The sequence below is a fragment of the Achromobacter sp. Bel genome, from assembly GCF_012928505.1.
Lineage (GTDB): Bacteria > Pseudomonadota > Gammaproteobacteria > Burkholderiales > Burkholderiaceae_B > Achromobacter.
The window spans coordinates 23,105-43,412 of sequence record NZ_JABBJN010000011.1 but is presented as its reverse complement, the minus strand read 5'-3'; the positions used below and the strand labels follow the sequence as shown (position 1 = coordinate 43,412).

22 protein-coding genes are annotated in these 20,308 nt (G+C 63.5%); 7 read left to right on the top strand and 15 right to left on the bottom strand.

The window, feature by feature from the left end; translation table 11 throughout:
* Positions 1-28 precede the first annotated feature (28 nt).
* Positions 29-763: a helix-turn-helix domain-containing protein gene (locus tag HG262_RS09550; RefSeq protein ID WP_169270780.1), complete on the top strand. Its 735-nt coding sequence runs from the start codon at positions 29-31 to the stop codon at positions 761-763.
* A gap of 131 nt (positions 764-894) precedes the next feature.
* Here HG262_RS09550 and HG262_RS09545 read toward each other — a convergent pair whose 3' ends face one another.
* The 3 genes from HG262_RS09545 to HG262_RS09535 are packed head-to-tail and all read right to left on the bottom strand — an operon-like array spanning position 895 to position 3,814.
* Positions 895-2,187, bottom strand: a complete 1,293-nt coding sequence (locus HG262_RS09545; protein ID WP_248293305.1) for a sigma-54 dependent transcriptional regulator — start codon at positions 2,185-2,187, stop codon at positions 895-897.
* A gap of 14 nt (positions 2,188-2,201) precedes the next feature.
* A complete protein-coding gene (locus HG262_RS09540; protein WP_169270778.1) occupies positions 2,202-3,587 on the bottom strand; it encodes an ATP-binding protein in 1,386 nt (461 codons plus the stop codon).
* 29 nt (positions 3,588-3,616) lie between these two features.
* On the bottom strand, positions 3,617-3,814 hold the full coding sequence (locus HG262_RS09535) for a hypothetical protein (protein ID WP_169270777.1): 198 nt from the start codon (positions 3,812-3,814) through the stop codon (positions 3,617-3,619).
* A 116-nt stretch (positions 3,815-3,930) separates the two neighbouring features.
* Between HG262_RS09535 and HG262_RS09530 the strand changes: the two genes are divergently transcribed.
* From HG262_RS09530 to HG262_RS09515, 4 genes are all read left to right on the top strand, one after another.
* Positions 3,931-4,416 carry a tripartite tricarboxylate transporter TctB family protein gene (locus tag HG262_RS09530; protein WP_348984378.1) on the top strand — a complete coding sequence of 162 codons (486 nt, stop codon included), beginning with the start codon at positions 3,931-3,933 and terminating at the stop codon, positions 4,414-4,416.
* Between the two features lie 3 nt (positions 4,417-4,419).
* Positions 4,420-5,940 (top strand): tripartite tricarboxylate transporter permease, encoded by a 1,521-nt coding sequence (locus HG262_RS09525; protein WP_169270776.1) that lies wholly within the window; start codon positions 4,420-4,422, stop codon positions 5,938-5,940.
* A gap of 67 nt (positions 5,941-6,007) precedes the next feature.
* Positions 6,008-6,502 (top strand): hypothetical protein, encoded by a 495-nt coding sequence (locus HG262_RS09520; protein WP_169270775.1) that lies wholly within the window; start codon positions 6,008-6,010, stop codon positions 6,500-6,502.
* Between the two features lie 42 nt (positions 6,503-6,544).
* The gene (locus tag HG262_RS09515; RefSeq protein ID WP_169270774.1) at positions 6,545-7,804 is read left to right on the top strand and encodes a putative Na+/H+ antiporter; all 1,260 of its coding nucleotides are present in this window, start codon (positions 6,545-6,547) and stop codon (positions 7,802-7,804) included.
* Between the two features lie 28 nt (positions 7,805-7,832).
* Here the strand turns inward: HG262_RS09515 and HG262_RS09510 are convergent, their stop codons facing one another.
* Genes HG262_RS09510 through HG262_RS09490 form a run of 5 tightly spaced genes read right to left on the bottom strand, consistent with a single transcriptional unit; the run spans position 7,833 to position 11,983 of the window.
* Positions 7,833-8,504 (bottom strand): hypothetical protein, encoded by a 672-nt coding sequence (locus tag HG262_RS09510; protein WP_348984377.1) that lies wholly within the window; start codon positions 8,502-8,504, stop codon positions 7,833-7,835.
* Entirely contained in the window at positions 8,501-9,304 is an 804-nt protein-coding gene (locus HG262_RS09505; protein WP_169270773.1) for an SDR family oxidoreductase, read from the bottom strand. The genes HG262_RS09510 and HG262_RS09505 overlap by 4 nt, the downstream gene beginning before the upstream one ends.
* Entirely contained in the window at positions 9,301-9,972 is a 672-nt protein-coding gene (locus HG262_RS09500; protein ID WP_169270772.1) for an iron-containing redox enzyme family protein, read from the bottom strand. Before HG262_RS09500 ends, HG262_RS09505 begins: the two co-directional genes overlap by 4 nt.
* Positions 9,969-11,462, bottom strand: a complete 1,494-nt coding sequence (locus tag HG262_RS09495; protein ID WP_169270771.1) for an AMP-binding protein — start codon at positions 11,460-11,462, stop codon at positions 9,969-9,971. Before HG262_RS09495 ends, HG262_RS09500 begins: the two co-directional genes overlap by 4 nt.
* Positions 11,459-11,983, bottom strand: coding sequence for a thermostable hemolysin (locus tag HG262_RS09490; RefSeq protein ID WP_248293303.1), 525 nt, complete (start codon positions 11,981-11,983; stop codon positions 11,459-11,461). Before HG262_RS09490 ends, HG262_RS09495 begins: the two co-directional genes overlap by 4 nt.
* Before the next feature lie 228 nt (positions 11,984-12,211).
* Here HG262_RS09490 and HG262_RS09485 point away from each other — a divergent pair, with 228 nt between their 5' ends.
* A complete protein-coding gene (locus tag HG262_RS09485; protein WP_169270769.1) occupies positions 12,212-12,883 on the top strand; it encodes a response regulator in 672 nt (223 codons plus the stop codon).
* Positions 12,880-14,244 (top strand): ATP-binding protein, encoded by a 1,365-nt coding sequence (locus HG262_RS09480; protein ID WP_169270768.1) that lies wholly within the window; start codon positions 12,880-12,882, stop codon positions 14,242-14,244. Before HG262_RS09485 ends, HG262_RS09480 begins: the two co-directional genes overlap by 4 nt.
* A 27-nt stretch (positions 14,245-14,271) precedes the next feature.
* Here HG262_RS09480 and HG262_RS09475 read toward each other — a convergent pair whose 3' ends face one another.
* The 7 genes from HG262_RS09475 to HG262_RS09445 form a co-directional block, all read right to left on the bottom strand.
* Complete coding sequence (locus HG262_RS09475) at positions 14,272-14,841, bottom strand: methyltransferase domain-containing protein (RefSeq protein ID WP_248293302.1); 570 nt, start codon at positions 14,839-14,841, stop codon at positions 14,272-14,274.
* Positions 14,842-15,110: 269 nt separating this feature from the next.
* Positions 15,111-16,094: a tripartite tricarboxylate transporter substrate binding protein gene (locus tag HG262_RS09470; protein ID WP_169270766.1), complete on the bottom strand. Its 984-nt coding sequence runs from the start codon at positions 16,092-16,094 to the stop codon at positions 15,111-15,113.
* 102 nt (positions 16,095-16,196) lie between these two features.
* Positions 16,197-16,997, bottom strand: coding sequence for a 2-oxo-hept-4-ene-1,7-dioate hydratase (gene hpaH, locus HG262_RS09465; protein ID WP_169270765.1), 801 nt, complete (start codon positions 16,995-16,997; stop codon positions 16,197-16,199).
* Positions 16,998-17,046: 49 nt separating this feature from the next.
* The gene (locus HG262_RS09460; RefSeq protein ID WP_248293301.1) at positions 17,047-17,478 is read right to left on the bottom strand and encodes a nuclear transport factor 2 family protein; all 432 of its coding nucleotides are present in this window, start codon (positions 17,476-17,478) and stop codon (positions 17,047-17,049) included.
* Between the two features lie 8 nt (positions 17,479-17,486).
* Positions 17,487-18,716: an FAD-dependent oxidoreductase gene (locus HG262_RS09455; protein WP_169270763.1), complete on the bottom strand. Its 1,230-nt coding sequence runs from the start codon at positions 18,714-18,716 to the stop codon at positions 17,487-17,489.
* Positions 18,713-19,033, bottom strand: a complete 321-nt coding sequence (locus tag HG262_RS09450; protein ID WP_169270762.1) for a non-heme iron oxygenase ferredoxin subunit — start codon at positions 19,031-19,033, stop codon at positions 18,713-18,715. Before HG262_RS09450 ends, HG262_RS09455 begins: the two co-directional genes overlap by 4 nt.
* A 2-nt stretch (positions 19,034-19,035) precedes the next feature.
* Complete coding sequence (locus HG262_RS09445; RefSeq protein WP_169270761.1) at positions 19,036-20,304, bottom strand: aromatic ring-hydroxylating dioxygenase subunit alpha; 1,269 nt, start codon at positions 20,302-20,304, stop codon at positions 19,036-19,038.
* Between the last annotated feature and the right edge of the window lie 4 nt (positions 20,305-20,308).

The following is a 20,308-nucleotide window of genomic DNA, read 5'->3' as shown; positions in this document are numbered from 1 at the left end:
TCGATCACCAGCCTAGCGAGATGCAGCCATGGACAATATCGTTGTCAACTCTAGCAGCACAGCACGGCGGACGACCATACCCTCGAATTGCGAGCATTGTGTAACGGCGCGCTTGTGCCATCCGGCGCTCGAAGGACATCAAGCTCTCCGCTCCACGCCCTTTCATGGCCAGAAGTTGATTCATCGCGGAGAGCACGTCTATCGGGCCGGCGATCCATTTCTGAATCTGTATCAGCTGCATTCCGGATCAGCAAAGGTACGAGTCACCAGTCTGTCGGGGCTGGAGCAGATAACGGCGTTCCCCATTGCCGGGTCCTTGCTGGGTCTTGACGGGATCGAAACGGGTGTATACAGCTGCGACGCCATTGCCTTGGAAGACTCGCTAGTCTGCATTCTTCCCTACGCGGAACTGATGGATAACTGTCATGATGACTTCGGCGCGGCGCAAGAATTCAACAAACTGCTCGTCAGTAACACCAACCAACATTGCCGCCTCTTACTGACCCTAGGCTGCATGACGACCGAAGAGCGAATCGCGGGATTTCTGATCGGAATGTCCGAGCAAATGGCAGCAAATGGCTATTCGCCCCTGGAATTCACGTTGAAGATGACACGCGAGGACATCGCCAACCATTTGGGCATGAGGGTTGAAACGGTCTGCCGCGTGTTCTCACGTCTGCAGCTGGCGTCAATGGTCAAGATGAGCAGAAGGCAACTGAAGATACGCAACGTAGACGCCTTGCGGCAGATGAGCTGCGGATAAGCCGCTTCGCTCCAACTCCAAAACAAGCATGGCCTCAATACTGCGATGGCCGTAGCCACAAACTATTTTCGTCAATGGTTCCTGACGCCGACCGCAGTGGGCCGGCGTGCATCGGATGGATCAACAACGCCTCAATTCTCCCCACCATCGTCCCGCCCTGCTCGCAGCTTCTTCCATAACGTTGTTCGCGAAATGCCGAGGAGCCTTGCCGCCTGGCCCATATGGCCACCGGATTCGGAAATGGCCTGCTGGATGGCGCGCTGTTCGGCGTCGAACCGGGTAGCAGCCAAGTCTGGTTTCTCCACAAGTTTGCTTTCAGGGAAGAGGTCGCCGCTTTGCAGCATGGCGCCATCCGCCATGACCGCCGCGCGCGCAATGCGATTCTTCAGCTCGCGCACGTTGCCAGGCCAAGCGTACACGTGCATGGCCTGGAGGGCATCGGACGACAGCGAGGCCCCTGCCGTGGATTGCGCAGCCAAGATGGCACGCGCCAGGCCGGGCAATGCACCGGGCCGATGCCGTAGCGGCGGCGTCGCGATTCTTGCTACGGCTAGCCGATAGAAAAGGTCAGCGCGAAACGTGCCTTGCGTTATCGCCGCTTGCAGGTCCGAGCAGGTGCTGGCCAGGATCCGGCAATCCGTTAGTCGGGCGGCGCTGTCGCCCAGAGGACGATACAGGCCATTCTCAAGCACCCCCAATAGCGCTGCTTGCGCCCGAGGCGTCAGTTCAGCCACTTCGTCGAGATAAAGCGTGCCGCCAGCTGCCTGGGAAAACAAGCCCTCTCGCGTCGCGCTAGCGCCGCTGAAGGCCCCTTTCAAGTGTCCGAACAACAGGCTTTCAATCAGGTCTGTCCCCAACGTCGCGCAATTAACCGCCACGAAAGGACCCGACAAGTAGCGCGAGCGCGCGTGCATGTAGCGAGCGGCTCGATCCTTTCCCGAGCCCGTCTCGCCTTCGAGCAGCACCGGCAGGGAACTCGCGGCCAGCCGTTCAAGCTCCTGCGCCACCGCAAAGGTCTCTTCGTGTATCGCGAAGGGGTTTTCGCGGATCTCGTCGTGCTGGCCGGCGGGCTGCGCGGCGATGACCGATCGGATGCGGGCCACCAGCGTGTCGGTGTCGTAGGGCTTGGTCAGGTAATCGTTCGCGCCGGCCGAGACAAGGCGTACGGCCTGGGCGATGTCGCCATAGGCCGTAGCGAAAACCACCGTGGTGCTGGCAAGATGCGGGATCAAGCGCCGGTAAAGCTCTTCGCCGGAGCCATCAGGAAGCCGAATATCGGCCAGCAGAAACGCCGGCCGCATGCGCGTCCTGCGAAACAGTTCGACCGCTTGCGCGCAACTTTGCACCCACTGCGTCGAAATGCCCTCAAGGCGTAGCCGCTGCAACAACGCGCCGCCCAGCAGTTCGTCGTCTTCGATCAGCAATACCTGTATGTCGTTCAAGGCGTTTCTTCCTGTGTACCAAAGGGCAGACGCACGGAGATACGCGTGCCGCGCGCGAGGGACGTGACGCGCAGACGGCCTCGCATGGTTTTTATCAGATCTGCCACGATGCCCAAACCCATGCCGTCGCCTTCAGTTGGGCCGCCCGTCAACGCGCGCCCTGCCCCAGGTGGCAAGCCGCTGCCGGCATCGGCCACATGCAGCGTCAGTGCATCGCGACCGGCGCGCGCGAAGACAAGCACCCGCTCGCCCGGCGCTGACGCCTGGATCGCGTTGAGCACCAGATTCAGCAACACCTGTCGGACGGCACCGGCGGGCAGCGCAAGACGCCGTTCTTGCATTCCTCCACAGTGCAGTTCGACGCGTACGCCGCCCCGGCTGGCCTGTGCCCCCACCATCAAACGAATATCGGCAATGTCTGCTTCGCGCAACCGCGCATTGCCTGGACGAAAGGTGCGCAGGCTCGCATCTACCACGGATTGGAGCGTTTCGACGCCGCGTTCGATGAAGCCCAGCGACTCGCTACGAACGTCGCCCCGCTCACCGAATTGCCTTAGCGTCTGCACGGCGGTGCGCAGCCCCCCCAAGGGGTTGCGGACTTCGTGGGCAAGCGCCGCCGCCATCCGTCCCAACACCGCCTCGCGTTCGATGCGTGCACTACGTTCAGTAAGCGCTTCACGTTGCAACACGCTTTCAACCATCCAGTTGTATGCCGCCAGCAATTCCATCAGTTCGGGGTCCGTGGTGTCCACGCGCATGGGACGCAGGCGATCTTCCGGCCCGGCACGCAGGGCTTCGGTCAGGGAAATGATCGGGCGTTGAAGCCGTCGCGCCATGCCGAAACAGAGCGCTGCGCCGATCAGGCTGATTGCCATTCCCACCAGGCCCAATTCCCAGGCCAGTTCCTGGCGTTGCCGAAGGAAATCACTGACATCAAGATTGGCTACCAAGGTGCCCAGCGCCGGCCGATCGTCATCGAGTAAGCGCCACGTCCACACCCCTGCCGAACGCGGGCTTTCCAGCGTGCCGAACGCGTCCGAAAACGATGCCAGCGGAATCGGCTCAACCTCGGGGTAGCGCGCCACGTGCGCCAGCAGGCGATGATCGGCAGTGACGACGGCAAGCGTTCGGTCGACCACTCCCAAGTGCGTATCCAGCGCCCGGTTAAGCACATCGACCATCTGCACGGAATCTTCTGCTCGCACCGCAGGCAGGATCGCGGCGGACAATCCGTCCAGATAGACCTGTCCCAGATTGGCGACCTGCCTGTCGAACTGGCGGGACACGCCGTGCAGCGCCAGGGAAATCAGCGCGGCGGAGATCACCAGGAAGAGCAGCGAGACCGCAAGCGGAATTCGCGCGGTTAGAGGCAGTCGAAGCATGGCGACACGTTAGCAGCACAAAAACGCGATTATGCCTGGGCGGGATCGGCCGCCGCATTTGCAAGAATTGGCAAGCGGTCGAGGCGCGGGAAAAAAGCATGCCAGCCCGCTTTCCAGCGACAAATCCCGCCTCGATGTTCACTTTTGTGAACATCCGATGTGAACCGATGTTCACGCTTGTTCAGCCGTGCGAACACGCGTCTTTCGTCCTGCTGGTTTTCCCGCATGGCGCCCGCCAAGCCGTGAAAGCGGATTGCAAGGCGTCGTCCTTAAAGTGCCCCCTCCTTCGGCTTGCGGCATCACGCGCGCCGAAGCATGTCGACAACAAACAGGGGAGCAAGCCGTGGGCAGCACCATATTTTCCAGAAAGCGCGATCTTTGGGGCGGAGCATTCATCGCCCTATGCGGGGCGCTAACCATTCTTGAAGCAACGTCATACAACATCGGAGAGCTGGCGCGGATGGGACCGGGCTATTTTCCGCTGATGATTGGTTGCTTTCTGGTCGCGCTGGGCATCCTGGTTCCGCTTAGCCCGGACCCCGATGAAGTCCAGGAAGAACTCATCGAAGAACAGCTGCCTCAACCCTCGCGCCGCGAACGCGTGCGCGGCATGGCGTGCATCGCGGCCGGCATCGCGCTCTTCATCATTCTGGGCAGTTTCCTTGGATTCCTGCCCGCTACGTTCGCGCTCGTGTTCGTCTCGGCGCTGGGCGATACGTCGAACTCCGTCAAGTCCGCCGCCATCCTCGCCATTGCGATGACAGTGTTCGGCGCGGTGGTGTTTTCGTGGGCGCTGCAATTGCAGTTTCCGATGCTGCGCTGGGGGTAGGAAATGGATCTTTTCGACAACGTATTGCATGGCTTTTCCGTAGCGTTGCAGTGGGAGAACCTGCTGTGGTCGCTGTTCGGCGTATTCATGGGAAACATGATCGGCGTGCTGCCGGGCATGGGCGTGCTGGCGGCGATTTCCATCCTGCTGCCCCTGACCTACGCGATGACTCCGGTGGCCGCGCTGATGATGCTGGCCGGCATCTACTACGGCGCCCAGTATGGCGGCGGTATCACCTGCATCCTGCTTAACTTGCCTGGAACGCCGTCACACGCGGTGACTTGCCTGGACGGCAATCCACTGGCCCGGCAAGGCAAGTCCGGGTCAGCGTTGTTCATGCTGGTCATGGCCTCATTCGTTGGCGCCAGCGTGGGTATCATCATCATGATCCTGTTCTCGCCCTTGCTGGTCGAGGTGGCGTTTCAGTTCGGTCCGGCCGAGTATTTTTCAATGATGATGCTGGGTCTGTTCGCAGGCGCCACGCTGGCAAAAGGCTCGGCCATCAAAGGCATCGCCATGGTGTTCCTGGGCTTGTTATTGGGCGTGGTGGGCACCGATGTCAACACGGGCACCATCCGCTACGGCTTTGGCGTCATCGAACTGAGCGACGGCGTGCCGCTGGTGGCGCTGGCCATGGGCCTGTTCGGTTTGGCGGATTTCTTTGCGAATGTGAATCGCATCGGCAAGGCCACCACCGTGGGCGCTGGACCCAAGATGTCGGTGCGGCCCGAACCCGGCGACATCAAGAAGTCGGCCATGCCGATTGCGCGCGGCAGCGCCATCGGCGCAATCCTGGGCATCTTGCCGGGCACGGGCGCGACCATTGCGTCGTTCATGTCCTACGCGGTCGAAAAGCGCGTGTCCAAGACGCCCAAGCGCTTTGGCAACGGCGCCATCGAAGGTGTGGCGGGTCCGGAAGCGGCCAACAACTCGGCGGCGCAAACCAGCTTCATCCCCACCATGAGCCTGGGTATTCCTGGCGACTCGGTGATGGCCTTGATGCTGGGCGCGCTGATCATCCATGGCATTCAGCCGGGTCCCCAGATGGTGACCGAGCACGCCGACCTGTTCTGGGGGCTGATTGCCAGCTTCTGGATCGGTAACATCATGCTGGTCGTGATGAACTTGCCGCTGATCGGTATGTGGGCAAGGCTGTTGAAGGTGCCCTACAAGTATCTGTTCCCCTCCGCGCTGTTCTTCGTGTGCGTGGGCGTGTACAGCACAAACAACAACCTGTTCGATGTGGGCATGGTGCTGGCACTGGGTCTGGTGGGTTATCTGTTTCTGAAGCTGCGCTTTTCGCCCGCGCCGCTTTTGCTGGGCTTCGTGCTGGGTCCGATGGTCGAAGAGAATTTCCGCCGTGCGCTGCTGCTGTCGCGCGGCAGCATGAGTGTGTTCATCGATCGTCCGATCAGCGCCGGCTTTGTCTACGCCATCCTGGCGCTCGCCGCCTGGCTGGTGTTCTCGACGGTGCGCAACCGCAAGCGTGTCCGCGAGCTTGAGCAGGCCCAGGCCGGAGCTTGATCGCGTACCGACGTCGTGCAGGAACGGGGCCGCGGGCAGGCCCCCTTTCAATTGATGGGAGCGTGTCATGAGGCAATTGGCCAAGCATAGTGCCGGCGACAAGCCGTACGGGGCGCTGACCGTGGTTCGTGAGCTTCCCTTTGTGGAATTCATTGAATTGCTTGAATTCAGCCACCTGCGTTTCGACCTGCCCAAGAAAGGTTCAACGTCCACCCTGGTAGGCTCGCAGGAATGGCGCCGTCAGATCGAAGATGATGCTGCGCAGCCGGGTTCGGTGTATGTTTGCACCACGGTGGACGCGCTGCATCATGCGGTGCTGGCGCCCGAGAACGCCGAACTGAAGATCGACATGCCGTCTCAAAGCCGCGTGCGCCTGCGCACGGTGTCGAGGCAGCGCGGGCGCAAAGCGCCACTGCCCTGCGTGCGGGTAGACTTGCAAGCGCTGATCCGGCGCGTACTGGTGCCTGCCAGCGCGCCCGCGCATCTTTTCGAGCTGGTCAGGCACGTCGTCATGACGCGCCTGTGGGTGGAAGTTGCACGAGTGTCTTCTCCCAGGGGCTAGCCCCCGGGAATATCCACCGTCTATATGTACAGGAACTGAAACGTGACAGAGTCCGGGCTGGAGATCATTGCCGCCGTCGTTTTCGCCGTCGCCTTGCTGCATACCTTTTCAGCGCCGATTTTTCTGCGCCTGGCGCATCGCAGTAAGCGTCATGGCGGCCTGCTGCACCTGCTGGGTGAAGTCGAAGTCGTGTTCGGATTCTGGGCGGCGATATTGCTGATCCTGATGGCGTTGGCCGCGTCTGGCGGCGCGGCCCTTGCCTATGCCGAATCACGCAACTATACCGAACCGGCTTTCGTTTTTGTCGTGATGGTCATCGCGGCGTCCTTGCCGGTGCTGACGGTCGTGATGCGCCTGGTCGAACGCGTGGCACGCCTGTTGCCCGTACAAGACCAGACCGCCAAGGCTTGGCTGTGCCTGGCGCTGGTCCCGCTGGCCGGATCGCTGGTCACCGAGCCGGCCGCCATGACGATTGCCGCAATGATGCTGGCGCCACAGGTGTTTCATCGCGACATGCCAGAACGGCTGAAGTACCTGGCGCTGGGCGTTTTGTTCGTCAACATCTCGATTGGCGGCACGCTGACGTCGTACGCCGCGCCGCCGGTGTTGATGGTGGCCTCGACCTGGGGGTGGGATAGCGCTTTCATGTTCGGCACATTCGGCTGGAAGGCGGCGTTGGCGGTTGTCGTCAACGCCACGCTGGTGACAGTCTTGTTGCGGCCCTATTTGCGTTCAGGCGACGTGCTGTCGCTGAACGCGTCCGCCCCGCCGATGTCGCCGGTGGTCATCGCCGTGCACCTGTTCTTCCTGGCCGCTGTCGTGCTCAGCGCGCATCACCCAGTCATCTTCCTGGGCCTGTTCCTGTTCTTCATCGGGTACACGCAAGCGTACAAGGCGCATCAAAGCCCGCTGATTATCAAAGAGGCCTTGTTGGTGGGCTTTTTCCTTGCCGGCCTGGTGGTGCTGGGCGGCATGCAGCAATGGTGGCTGCAACCCATCGTCAGCGGGCTGGAACCCAAGGTGCTGTTCGTGGGCGCCTTGGCGCTGACGGCCATTACCGACAATGCCGCGCTGACCTACCTGGGATCACTTATCGACGGAATCTCCAGCCAGGCACAATACATGCTGGTGGCCGGCGCGGTGGCCGGTGGTGGGCTGACGGTCATCGCCAACGCACCCAACCCGGCGGGCGTCGCGCTGCTGCGCGGCAGCTTTGCCAACGGCGCGGTCAGTATGCTCGGTTTGCTGGCGGGTGCGTTGGTACCCACAGTCATCGCGGCAGCTTTCCTTTTTTTCCTGTGAACATCTCAAGGAAAATGCGTGCAACGCATTACCGGGCCTCTTTCAATAGCGCCCTGGCTTCCTCTCGACGACCTTCGTCGGCCACTTCCCGGCCTGGACGGGACGGGGCCTTCAAGGCCTTTTCCAGGTAGGGAATCGCCTCGGACTTGCGATTGCGATACACCAGGTAGTCCGCGTAAAAATAATTAGGATCGATTCCATCCTGGTTGATGGACAACGCCTGTTTCAGCAACGCCTCTGCCTTCTTGTTGTCGCCGAACCCCACGGGCCAGCCCGGCACCTTGTAATACAACACGCCCAGGCTGTTCAGCGCAGACCCGTCCAACGCTCTGCTGTCGAGTTGAATGGCGGTTTCGTACTCGGCCTTTGCCTGCTTCGCCAGGCCCAGGGCGCCCAGCCCCCCTTTGGCCCCGGCCCAAGAACTCAGGATGATGCCTTCCCAGATATGCGGTTCGGCCTTGTTTCTGTATCGCTCGGTCAGAGCGTGCGCCTCTACCGACAAGGCCTCGAAGCGCTCCGCGCGCTCATTGGGAGGGGTCTTGTACTGAATCACGGCCCAATCATCTTGCAGCGCACGGATGCCCTGGTCGAGATCGGTGGACGCCGCCACCGCAAACGCGGAGAAGAAACACGCCATGCCCGCCAGCACGCCGGCGGTTGCGTTGCGCAAGCCAATATATTGTTTCATGATGAGGCTCAAGTAGGAAATTTCAAGGACATCAACGCGCGGCGATGCTTCGCGAACGCGGCATCCAACCATTCAGGACAAAGACCGTTCAATCGCGCCGCGATGGCTTCGAAACCGCCGGCGTAGCGTTGAACAGATTCACTTTTCAGCATGCGCAACACGCCCTGCGCAATCTTCTCGGGGCTATCGCTGGCGGAATCCGTTTCTCTATTGAATGCCTGGACCTCCGCGGAATTGAACGGCGTGTCAATCGCCCGAGGCGCGTAGTACTGCACACGCACGCTAGTGCCCGCAAGCTCCCGGCGCAAGGCCTCGGAGTAGATCCGAAGCGCCGCCTTGCTGGCGCCATAGGCCGAAAATCCAGGCACGCCAAGGCTGCCCAAGGTGGATCCAATATTGAGCACCTGCGCGCGCCGCCGCGTCAACAGCATCGGCAGCATTCCTGCCGTCAGCATCATGGGCGCCACGACGTTCGTGTCCATCAGCCGGCGTACCTGTTCGGATTGCAGGGCCTGCGCAGGCCCGAACGCAGCGACCGCCGCGTTGTTGATCAACACGTTTGCGTTCCGGGCGCCGGCGGCGTCGATGACCGCGGCGCGGCCCGCCTCGGTGGTCACGTCCACCACCAGCGCGTCCACGCGCGAGCGGTCGCGAGCCCCGACGCTCAGCGACTGCGCCAGCGCCAGCAGCGGCGCTTCGCTACGGCCGACCAGCAACAAGCTGGCGCGTTCCTCGAAAAGCCGGCGCGCGATCGCGCTGCCCAGACCACCCGCGGCGCCCGTCAGCACGACAGAGGCATCGCGGGGGCTCATGCGACCTTCCCATGGGGCTGGCTTTGCGGCAATGCGCGGAAAATTGCTCCATACAGTCCATAGAATATATTGGCGGCGCGGACGACTGCGGCCCGGTCGCCGTCGTCATCCAGGCGATTCATCAGCTCGGCAAAATGCGCGGTGTGCTCCTGATCCAGCGTGCCGTGCGACCGCAGATAGCTGAAGGCAGCCTGCGGCAATGCCAGCGTGCGCTGGATCTGGTCAGCGGCATTCAAGGCCAGCGTCACGCTGGTGCCTTCGAGCACGTGCACCATACCGAAAAAGCCCACCGGATTCTTGCGGGCGATGGTGTCGTACGCGTAGGCCACCATGACCTCCGTGGCCTCGCCAGGACCCGCACGGCGGACCTCGTCGGCATCCTGGCCCAGCGCGCGCAGATCATTGAGTATCCAGGCGTCGTGGCCGGTTTCCTCCTCGATGTATTCATCGATCGCCTCCTGCATCCAGTCCAGGCGAGCCGGCATGCGCGCGCGGCAGGCGTACATCAAGGGCACGGTATGGCTGACATGGTGATAGGCCTCGCGCAGGAATGCCACGTAGGCGGGCAGCGCTACCTGGCCGCGCAGACACTCCTGGATGATGGGCGTGGCCACCAACGACTCCCGGGCTTCCCGGGTTTGATCAAGCAACTGTTCGAAATAGGTCATGATGGGTCCACATCAGCGGTTGAGCGGAAGTCCTTGAAAAAGAGATCAAAATGTAGCTTGGCGACGGCCTCGCGGCGCGGTCGTCCATTGACCGTCGCAAGGCCGCTCGTTGAAGAGAATTCGGCGCGGGCGCGCATCCAGGGCCCGATCCGGGCATAGTCGGGCAAGCCAGTGTTGGCGTCGTCAATACAAGCCTGGATATCGCTGTCTTCCGGGTCGCCCAGCGGCCAGATCACCGCGCCCAGTTCTGCCTGGCCTTCGCCCAGCACGACGGCTTGGGCAATGAGGCGCTGGTTCGCCAACCGAAGTTCGACCCATTCGGGCGACACATTTCGTCCGTATCCCGTGATCACCACATTCTTCTTGCGTCCACGGATATGCAGAAACCCGTCTTCGTCCATGCTGCCCAAATCGCCCGTCGGCAGCCATGCCGCAGGGGTAGCGGGCTGACCCAGGTACCCCAACGCATGGGTGCCGGCCACCTCGATTTCACCGTCGGTGGCCACGCGCACGCGCGCATGAGGCAATGGCCGGCCCGCCGAGCCAGGGCAGTCCGCGCCGGGCAGGTTCAAGGTTTGCACGGAGCAGGCTTCAGACAGGCCATAGCCTTCATAGGCGGGAACCCCGCGAGCGCGAGCGCTTTCCAGCAGGTGGGTCCCTACCGCCGCGCCGCCCACCGCGACAAAGCGCAACGTTTCAGGCGCCGTAATCGCAGCCGCCGCCAGCCAGCCCGTATAGGCGCGCAACATCTGCGGCAGAACGATGACGCTTTGCGCCCCGGATGCCACGAGCACACGGTGGAAGACGGCGGGATCAAAGCGGGATGATCCCTGCAGTCCCACGTCTTTCAAAGCGTTCGCGCACACCGTGGCGCCCTCAATCAACGGCGCGTAGACGCCGGCGATGTTCTCGAGCAGGACCGGCAGCGGCAGCGCCGTGACGTGGCGACGGATATCAAGGGGCCGCGTCGCGCGTGCCAGGCTGTCAGCAACCGCCAGCATCTCGCCGGCGCCCAGGCACACACCTTTGGGGCTACCCGTCGACCCGGAGGTGAATGTGATCTTCGCCGTACCTCGCGGCAACGACACGGCGGGAACGCCGCGACGGAACATGGCAGCCTGCGCCAGCCCTTGCGCGGCACGTTCAAAGCCGAACGCCTGCAGCATGGGCTGCAGCGTAGCCGGCCCGACAACGGTATTCACACCCGCGGCATCCAGCGTGTCGCGCCATTGGCCCGGCGTGAAAAACAGCGGCAACGGCACGTGAACCATGCCGGCATGCAGACAGGCCAGGTCCAGGACGATCCAGTCGGGGCCGTTGTCCATCAACGAGGCGACCACGGCCCCCCGTTGCGCCGCCAATAAACCGGCCTGTCTGTCCACCCGCTCCACCAGGGTGGCATAGTCCAGTGACTCGGCCGAGGACTGCACCGCCAACGTGCGCGCGCGAACCGGTTCTCGCAATAGCGTAAAGAAGTCGGAGGCGTTCATGCGTGCAGCTCCGGCAGGCGATCAAGAATGGCATTGAGTCGCCCCGCGAACACCGTGGGCGCATGCGCGTAATAGTTGCCCCAGTCCTTGCGTTCCTGCTCGTTCAAATGCCCCCAGGTGGCGGCCGAAATAGGCTGATGCGCCAGCCCCATCCGGCTGAACAGATGGTGCAGCTCAATGGTGAGCGTGCTCACGGCCCAGTCAAACCCCTCGCCGTGCAGATGCCGTGCCAGCAGCGGCACGAGCAATCGGCCAGCGCCAGGCCGGACAGCGGCGAACTGTCCGACCTCGACGATGACGTTGCGCGCCACCGGTGCGTCCTGGTCACGCACGTACTGCTCGATAGGCGCAGACAGATAACGTTCAAGGAACAAAGGATCGTCCGCGCTGCGGTAGCCCGCGGCCGCCAGGATTTCTCCGTCTTTCTGGACGCTGACCAGGATCGGCAGCCATTCTTTGAGCGTGGCGCCGAATCGCTGTTGGTAACGTCGCTGGATGTAGGATGCGATGCGCGCGCGCATGGGATCTTCCACAGGGTGGATATGCAGCGTTGCGGGTAGATCCCGAGGTCGGGGCGCCCTTGCCGTCCACGTGGACGGCGCGCAATATTTGTTTTGGGGCATGCCTGGTTCCATGCTGAGCACTCGATTTCCCGATACGATGGGCCGCAGCTTAGGCATCGAACCTTAATGAGAAATTAACCAGTAGCGCGGTGGTAATCTCAGTCAAACAAGGCGAGAACGCGATAAATGAGAATTCTCATCATTGAAGACGACCCGCTCATTGGCGACGGCCTGAAATCCGGCTTACGGCTGTTGGGCTATGCCGTGGATTGGTTCACCAACAGCCGGGAAGGCGACCAGGCAATGGACGTCGTGCACTACGATGCCGTCGTACTCGATCTTGGCCTTCCCGGCGAAGATGGTGTGACCTTGCTCAACCGCTGGCGCCGGGCCGGACGCACCGTGCCGGTTGTCATCCTGACAGCGCGCGAAGCCGTCGCAAGTCGCATTGCCGGGCTGGATGCCGGCGCTGACGACTACCTCATCAAGCCCATCACTCTAGACGAGCTGGCGGCGCGCCTTCGGGCTGTGACGCGGCGCGTGGCAGGCAAGCCGGAGCCCGTCTGGCGTCACGGCGACCTTGAATACCATCCCGCCCTGCACGAAGTGCATTGGAAGGGCCAGAAGGTGGACCTCACGACACGGGAAGCCCTGCTGCTGGAACTATTCCTCACGCATCCAAACCGCGTGCTCACGCGCGACTTCATCCGCGACAAGCTATACGACTGGGACGCCGAGCTCGAGAGCAACGCGTTGGAGGTTTTCGTCCATCACTTGCGCAAGAAGATCCATCCCAAGATCGTGCGCACGGTGCGCGGTTCGGGCTACGCCTTAGGCCAAGTGGAAGCCGATTCATGACACTGCAGCGCAGGCTTATCGTTGCCGTGTTGCTGGCAACGCCCATCGCGTGGCTGATCACCATTGGTGGCACGTACTGGCGCGCCACGCATGAAATCAACGAGCTCTACGACACTGACATGGTCCGACTGGCGCAGCAGACCCTTGCCATCTCCGCACTGATCCCCCCTGCTGACACGGCGCAACCGACGCCGGCACCATTGTCATCGTCTGCTGATTCGGGCGACGCGGGCCTCGGCGATCTGTCGGTGGCCATTTGGCGCGGCTCAGGCGCTCCGCTGGTTCTGGACCCTGAAGCCATGCAGTTTCCCCGTGATGGCGACCGCGAAGGGTTCGCCGCTGCCGTCGTCAATGGTGAACCGTGGCGGCTCGTCTACCTGAACGATCCGTCCGGCCACACGCGGGTAGCCGTCGGACAGCGCATCGGTGAACGCAACGATTTAGTCATCGCCTATGTCGCCGGTCAGATTCTGCCGTGGCTGTTGGGGCTGCCGGTGCTGCTCGCCCTGCTGATCTACGCTGTGCGCCAGGCGATGCACCCTGTCCGCAGGCTGTCGACCGCGCTGGAACGGCGTAGTCCGGAAGACGCCACGCCATTGCCGATGATGGACGTCCCGGGCGAACTCAAGCCGCTCGTGGCGGCAATGAATGGATTGCTGGCCCGAGTGGGAGCGCTGATCGACCAAGAACGGCGGCTGACGGCGGATGCCGCTCATGAGCTGCGCACGCCGCTGGCCGCGGTGCGCGCGCAATGGGACGTCATGCAGCGCACGCATGACCCGGACGAGCTGCGCCAAGTGCAAACGAGCGTCACCCGGGGGATGGAGCGACTCGACCGGCTGGTGTCGCAGTTGTTGACGATGGCTCGGTTGGACAACGCTAATCACACCGACTTCCGCGGGTCGGTTGATTGGAGCGCCGTGGCGAAGCAGGCGGTAAGCGATTGTCTTTGGATTGCCAACCGACGAGATGTTGATATTGCCGTCGAATGGCCGGCGCCGGGTCAGCTGCCAATACCGATGGCCGGAGACACAGACGCCCTAATCATTATGTTAAAGAACATCCTGGACAATGCGATCCGTTATGGCCCGCGGCATGGTCTGGTGCGTTTGTCGTTCTCACCCTCGCTCATAACGGTCGATGATCAAGGACCGGGTGTTTCACCCGAAGTGCTGCCTCGCCTGGGAGACAGGTTTCTGCGAGCCGCCGGAAATGAGGAGGCAGGTAGCGGCCTGGGGGTGTCTATCGCGCGCCGCATCGCACATACGCATGGATTGAATATCACTTTCGCGATGCGCAATAAAGACAGTGATTTCGGTCCAGGGTTGCGAGTGACATTAAGCCGCGCGGCTAGCGGCTAGCGTGTCCGCAAATCTGGTTTCTGCCGTCTACCGCCGGTTCAGGCTGTACACAGACGCGGGCGGCAGATTCAGCGGCACGAAGCGCTCTCTGCGCGCCGACAGCCCGCAGGCGTCAAGCACGTGCCTGGAGATGGGGCACCGTACGCCATAAGTGAAGAAGTGCATGGCCGCTCCAGGCCGCATGGCCTCGAAGACGGCGGTCAGCAATTGATGGTGGTGCGCCCCGCTCATGTTGCGCAGCGGCAAGCCACAGATTGCGGCGTCGATACCGTCAAGTTCCGGATGCAGATGGCGGGACAGGTCTTGCGCCGACACCTCCAGCACGGCCGCTTCGGGAAACTGCGTCCGCAGGCTGGAGCTCATGCCTGAATCCTGCTCGACCAGGACCAGGCGGGAAGGATGGACGCCCCTTCGCAGCAGTTCGCGGGTGAATACGCCCGTGCCGCAACCCAATTCCAGGACTTTGCCCGCCATGGCAGGCACCGAGGCGGTGATGGCCGCGGCCAGCGCCGGGCCGGAAGGCGACACGGCGCCGATGGCCGAGGGGTTGGACAACAGGGCTTTGACGAACTGCTTGCGCTCTTGCAGCCAGCTCATCCGCCAATGAGACGGATGACTGTGGCGGTTGGCGGTCTTGCATGACGACGACGAAGAATGCATGGGTGCCTTTATCTCTGGATGCCAGGACTCCTTGCACGAGGGACTGCCGCGCGGCACGGGAGAACTACGCAGACATTACCTGCACCGGACAGCCTCCGCCGGCAACCGGACGTAAGCACCCTTATCAAATGGCGGCGGCCGGCCGGCTGGCCACCCCAGCGGGCGGCCGCCGCTGACAGCTTGCGTTGCAAGTCCCTTCGGGGAGATCAGTCGATCGCCGCGCCCGCCGTCTTCACCACTTTGCCCAGCCGCGTGTATTCCTCGGCGCCGAAGTCCGCCAAGGATTGACGCGTCGTCGGCGACGGCACCGCGCCGCGCGACTCCAGCGACTTGCGGACGTCGGGACGCTGCAATGCCTGGTTCACAGCGGCATTCAGCTTGTCCAGCACGGCCGTGGGCGTGCCCTTCGGCGCGTACAGGCCATCCCAGGCGAAGAACTCGTAGCCCTTCACGCCGGCTTCGCTGATCGTGGGAACATCCGGGTTCGATCCCACCCGCTCGGGCGTGGTGACGCCCAGCGCGCGTAGCTTGCCGGCGGCGATCTGCCCCGATACATTGGGCATCACATCGATCAGGAACGAAATGCGCCCGCCCAGCAGGTCCGTCATGGCCGCACTGCCGCCCTTGTACGGAATGTGCATGACACGGATACCCGCCATCTGGTTCAAGAGTTCACAGGCCAGGTGCGACGAGGTGCCGTTTCCAGCCGACCCACAGGTCAGTTCGCCGGGATGCGACTTGGCATAGTCAAGCAGCTGCGCCAGCGTTTTGAACCGGTCGTCCGTGCCGTTGACCACCAGCGCCGCGGCAATGACGGTAAAGCGCGAGATCGGCTCGAAGTCGCCGGGCGCATAACCGGGCGACTTATAAAGCCAGTGGTTGATGGCCTGCGTGCCGTTGGTGCCGTAGGACAGCGTGTATCCATCGGGTTTGGCGCGCGCGGCGATGGAAGCGCCGATGTTGCCGCCCGCGCCCGGCCGATTTTCCACGATGATGGATTGGCCCAGTTCGCGCGACAGCGGTTCGGCCACCAGGCGGGCCAGCGTGTCGCCGCCGCCGCCGGCGGCAAAGGGCACGACCAGTGTGATGGCGTGCGCGGGCCAGTCGGCCTGCTGCGCAAGCGCGGCGCCTGTTGTCAGCGACACACAGGCCGCTGCCGCCAAGTGGATGAGAGTCTTCGAGGGGTTCATGGGTTGTCTCCTGAGGGATGCATAAACGCGCGTCCGCTGCGTTGTAGGTATGTCGGGCGCGTGGTTGGATTCGAACGGGTCAGGCGTCTCCTGGCGGTTGCATTACACGAAGCGGCAGCTCACCGAACCCAGCGGACCGTAATCCACATGGAAGGTGTCGCCTGCCTGGGCAAAGACGGGCCGCGTGAACGATCCGCTCAGGATGATCTGGCCGGCTTCAAGCGTGACGTCGTGTTCGGCCAGCTTGTTGGCCAACCACACCACGCCGTTGGCCGGATGGTTCAACACGCCCGCCGCCAATCCGGTTTCCTCGATGACCGCATTGCGCGACATCATGGCGCCCACCCAGCGCAAGTCCATGTCGCCCACGCGCACCGGCCGGCCTCCCATCACCACACCGGCGTTCGCCGCGTTGTCGGCGATAGTGTCGAATACCTTGCGCGGCCGCTTGGTCTCGGGATCGATCTGGTGCGACCTCGCATCGATGATCTCCAGTGCGGGAATCACGTAGCGCACGGCGTCCAGCACGTCGAACAAGGTCACACCCGGCCCTTGCAGGCGCCGGTCCAGGATGAAGGCCAGTTCCACCTCGACGCGCGGCACGATGAAGCGGTCGCGCGGGATCTCGGCGCCGTCGGCGAACAGCATGTCGTCCAGCAACGCGCCGTAATCGGGTTCGTCGATCTGCGAGGACAGCTGCATCGCGCGCGACGTCAGCCCGATCTTGTGCCCGACCAGCCGACGGCCGGCCGCGATCTTCTGCGCAACCCATTCGCGCTGGATCGCATAGGCATCGGCAATCGTGATGTCCGGATGGTCCAGCGATAGCTGACGCACTTGGGTCCGCCTCTGTTCCGCTTCGTCCAGCCTGCGCGCCAGCGCCTTGATGGTGGGGGTATCCATGTTGTCTCCTTGGCTTTCTTGCTTATCCCGCCTCTTGAAGAGCGGGCTTCTATTCAGGTTGGGGTTCGGGCGGCAGATGACGCCGGCTACGCTTGTCGGCCAGGCGCCAACCGACGCCGGTGTCCACCAACGCGTCCTGGCAGTCCCGGATGGCGACCAGCCTGGGCGCCCCACCCTGCTCGTGCGGCACGCTCTCGTAAGCGGTCAGGAAATAGGCAACGGTGGCGTGCGCACCGTCCCACGCGGTCAGGCGCAGGTTGGTGACCACATGGCAAGTCGTGCGCTCGGGCGCGCGGGCGTTCAGCGCGGCCAGAACGTCTTGCGGCCCGCACAGGCGCTTGCCTTGCCGCACCCAGACGCCGTCCGGCGCCATCAGCGCCGCCGCGGCCTCGTGGCGACGGGTGTCCAGCGCATGGAAAAACTCCAGGACGACCGCTACGCAAGCAGCCTTGACCTGCACGGAGTGGTTTGAATGTTCCAAAGGCGTCCTCATCCGATCTGGGCGCTGGCCAGCGGCACGTCTGGCCGCTGCAACAACGCCGGGTCCAGGACCGCGCCTTGCGCGATCCACTTGCGCAGCTGGCGGAGATCCCGCGCCGCGTTCACCGCCACGGCCGCCACGAGGCGGCCGCCGTCATCCAGCGCCATGGACAGCAGCTCCCGGCCATTGCACTGTGGCCGCAATACTTCGCATGCCGCCAGTGCCGGGAAGCCGACGATCTGCACCATGGCGTCGTACTGCTCCGACCAGACGGCACCGGTCGGTACATATGCCGCCGTCTCGCCCAGCGCCGACAAGGCGGCCGCCCTGCCCTGGTCTTGTGCGTTCTGCCAGGATTCCAGGCGGACCCGGCCGCCGGCCGCGGCGTGAACGGAGACCGCCACGTCGCCTGCGGCGTAGACGTCCGGCGCCGACGTGCGGCAATACTCGTCCACCAGCACGCCGCGTTCGCAGGCGATGCCCGCCTGGCGCGCCAGCGCATCGTTAGCCTGCAAGCCCACCCCAAGCACCACCGCCTCCGCGACGATACGGGTGCCGTCGACCAGTTCAGCCACGGGTTTGCCGTCGGCCTGCGCCACCACGGCGCGCAATCCGGCCTTGACCCGGATATCCACGCCATGCGCGGCATGCAACGCAGCCAGGTGGGCGGACACACCCGGTTGCACGCTACGGGCGCACAGCCGCGACGCCTGCTCCAGCACCGTGACCATTCCCCCCATCTGCCGCGCCGTCGCCGCGACTTCCAGCCCGATCCATCCGCCGCCGACGATGATCAGGCGTTTGCCGGGTCCCAGGCCCGCGCGCAGGCGCATGGCATCGTCCCGCGTGCGCAGCACATGCACGCCGGGGCCGTCGACGCCAGGCAGCGCAGGCACCAGCGGCCTGCCACCCATGCAGAGGATCAGCTTGTCGTAGCCCAGCGAGCCGCCATCGGACGTGTCCACCCGGCATTCCGGCAACCGCAGGCGCGTCGCGGACACGCCCGGCTGGAATTCGATCTGCAGCTGGGCCAGCCGCTGGGCCGAGAACAGTTCCGTGCTCTCGGGCGCCGCCTGCCCGCCCAGCACGGCCTTGCTCAAGGGCGGCCGTTCATAGGGCGCATGCGGTTCGTCCCCCAGCAGCACCACCCGGCCGGCATAGCCGCGCTCGCGCAGCGTGGCGGCGGCCCAGCCGCCCGCCTGCCCGGCGCCCACGATCACGATGGCGCCCGCGCTCACGCGGCCTCCGCCTTCAGGTAGATGGTGTTCGCCTCGACCCGCACCGCGTAACGGCGCAGATCCGTCGTGACGGGCGGGCATTGCGGCTTGCCGGTGCGGATGTCGAATACGCCCTGATGCAGTGGGCATTCGATCGTGCCGTCTTCCACATAACCCTCCGCCAGACTGGCGTTGCCATGCGGGCAGCGGTCCTGGGTAGCGCAGATTTCGCCTTGCAGGTCGTACAGGCAGACCGCCTCGCCGTCGAGAACGACGCGCAAGGTTCCGGTGTCGGACGAGATCTCGTCGACCTGGGCGACGGGTTTCCAGGTTTCCATGGTTACAGCCCCATTGCCTTGCGGTAGTAGTCGTAGAAGGAACGGATCAGCACTTCCGTGACCATGTAGTCGGCCGGCTCGGTATCGCGTCCGCCCATTTCGACGATGCCGCGCGCCTCCGGATAGCCGGTGACGCCGATCTGCACCTGGTTCAGCATCTCGCTGTCGTCCATCGACACGAACCCCGCAGGGCCCAGCAGATTGGCGTGCTTCAGGCGCAGCCGGGTCATTTCCTCGTCGTCGTCTTCGTAGCCGTAATAGGTGAACACCAGTTCGTGTTCGGTCGGACTGCGCGGAATGACGTGGCGGGTCTTCAGGGAATTGGCCTGGATGCCGAACTGGGCCGCCGGGAACACCCAGGCGCCGCCCACGCGGCCCCGGTTGAACTCCGCGCGCGGTGTCACGGTTTCCAGGTCAAGCAGTTCCAGGTCGTCGCGGAAGCGGCTCATTTCCGTCGTGGCCGCCGTCTTTTTCTTGCCTTCGTTGTGCGACACCATGACGCTGTGCGCGCCACCGCCCGTCGGGATGCACTCTGACTTGGAATCCGCCCGCCACAGGCCGAACGTGATGTAGAACGTGTGCAACAAGGTGGCGTGGTACGGGTCCTTCAGGTTCTCCAGATACATCTTCCAATTGCTGGGAATCAGCTGGCGGCTATAGCCCAGCAGCTTGAGCGGCTTGCCGGGAAGCATGTGGTCGATCTCGGCCAGCACCTCGGGTCCGCAGTAGTCCTCGAAACCCGGTCCGTCTTCCGAGAAGGTCGCCCAGATCGATCCGCCCCGGTTCACGCTGCGCAGCTTGCGGATGCCGTTCTGCTTGGGGTCGAAGTCTTTCGGCATGCCGCCCTTCCCCATCGCGCCGCGGCGAAACGGCACGCCTTGCAGATTGCCGTTCAGGTCGTAGTTCCACTGGTGGTACGGGCAGGTGAAGTCCGTCACGCGGCCGGTGTTGTGCCAGCAGATCTGCGCACCGCGGTGGGCGCAGCGGTTTTCCAGCACTGCGATGTCGCCCGTTTCGGTGCGGACCATGACGACCGGACGGTTGCCGATCCAGTTGCGCTTGTAGCAACCCGTCTGCGGCACTTCGCATTCCAGGCCGACGTAGTTCCAGGTCTGCCCGGCGAAGAAGATGTCCATTTCCTTCTGGAAAATGGCCGGATCGGTGTAGACCCAGTTGGGGATGCGCGTATAGCCCTCTTCAGGCCAACGGCGCTCGATATGGATGACGGCCTCGGCGGGCGCGTCCATCACGGTGGAGTCGGAACAGGTCATGGCG

Coding starts and splice junctions, on each gene's coding strand:
- HG262_RS09450 (WP_169270762.1), bottom strand. CDS start 19,033: ATGGAAACCTGGAAACCCGTCGCCCAGGTCGACGAGATCTCGTCCGAC.
- HG262_RS09505 (WP_169270773.1), bottom strand. CDS start 9,304: ATGAGCCCCCGCGATGCCTCTGTCGTGCTGACGGGCGCCGCGGGTGGT.
- HG262_RS09445 (WP_169270761.1), bottom strand. CDS start 20,304: ATGACCTGTTCCGACTCCACCGTGATGGACGCGCCCGCCGAGGCCGTC.
- HG262_RS09480 (WP_169270768.1), top strand. CDS start 12,880: ATGACACTGCAGCGCAGGCTTATCGTTGCCGTGTTGCTGGCAACGCCC.
- HG262_RS09485 (WP_169270769.1), top strand. CDS start 12,212: ATGAGAATTCTCATCATTGAAGACGACCCGCTCATTGGCGACGGCCTG.
- HG262_RS09495 (WP_169270771.1), bottom strand. CDS start 11,462: ATGAACGCCTCCGACTTCTTTACGCTATTGCGAGAACCGGTTCGCGCG.
- HG262_RS09475 (WP_248293302.1), bottom strand. CDS start 14,841: ATGAGCTGGCTGCAAGAGCGCAAGCAGTTCGTCAAAGCCCTGTTGTCC.
- HG262_RS09525 (WP_169270776.1), top strand. CDS start 4,420: ATGGATCTTTTCGACAACGTATTGCATGGCTTTTCCGTAGCGTTGCAG.
- HG262_RS09490 (WP_248293303.1), bottom strand. CDS start 11,983: ATGCGCGCGCGCATCGCATCCTACATCCAGCGACGTTACCAACAGCGA.
- HG262_RS09540 (WP_169270778.1), bottom strand. CDS start 3,587: ATGCTTCGACTGCCTCTAACCGCGCGAATTCCGCTTGCGGTCTCGCTG.
- hpaH (WP_169270765.1), bottom strand. CDS start 16,997: ATGGATACCCCCACCATCAAGGCGCTGGCGCGCAGGCTGGACGAAGCG.
- HG262_RS09535 (WP_169270777.1), bottom strand. CDS start 3,814: ATGCGGGAAAACCAGCAGGACGAAAGACGCGTGTTCGCACGGCTGAAC.
- HG262_RS09470 (WP_169270766.1), bottom strand. CDS start 16,094: ATGAACCCCTCGAAGACTCTCATCCACTTGGCGGCAGCGGCCTGTGTG.
- HG262_RS09550 (WP_169270780.1), top strand. CDS start 29: ATGGACAATATCGTTGTCAACTCTAGCAGCACAGCACGGCGGACGACC.
- HG262_RS09520 (WP_169270775.1), top strand. CDS start 6,008: ATGAGGCAATTGGCCAAGCATAGTGCCGGCGACAAGCCGTACGGGGCG.
- HG262_RS09500 (WP_169270772.1), bottom strand. CDS start 9,972: ATGACCTATTTCGAACAGTTGCTTGATCAAACCCGGGAAGCCCGGGAG.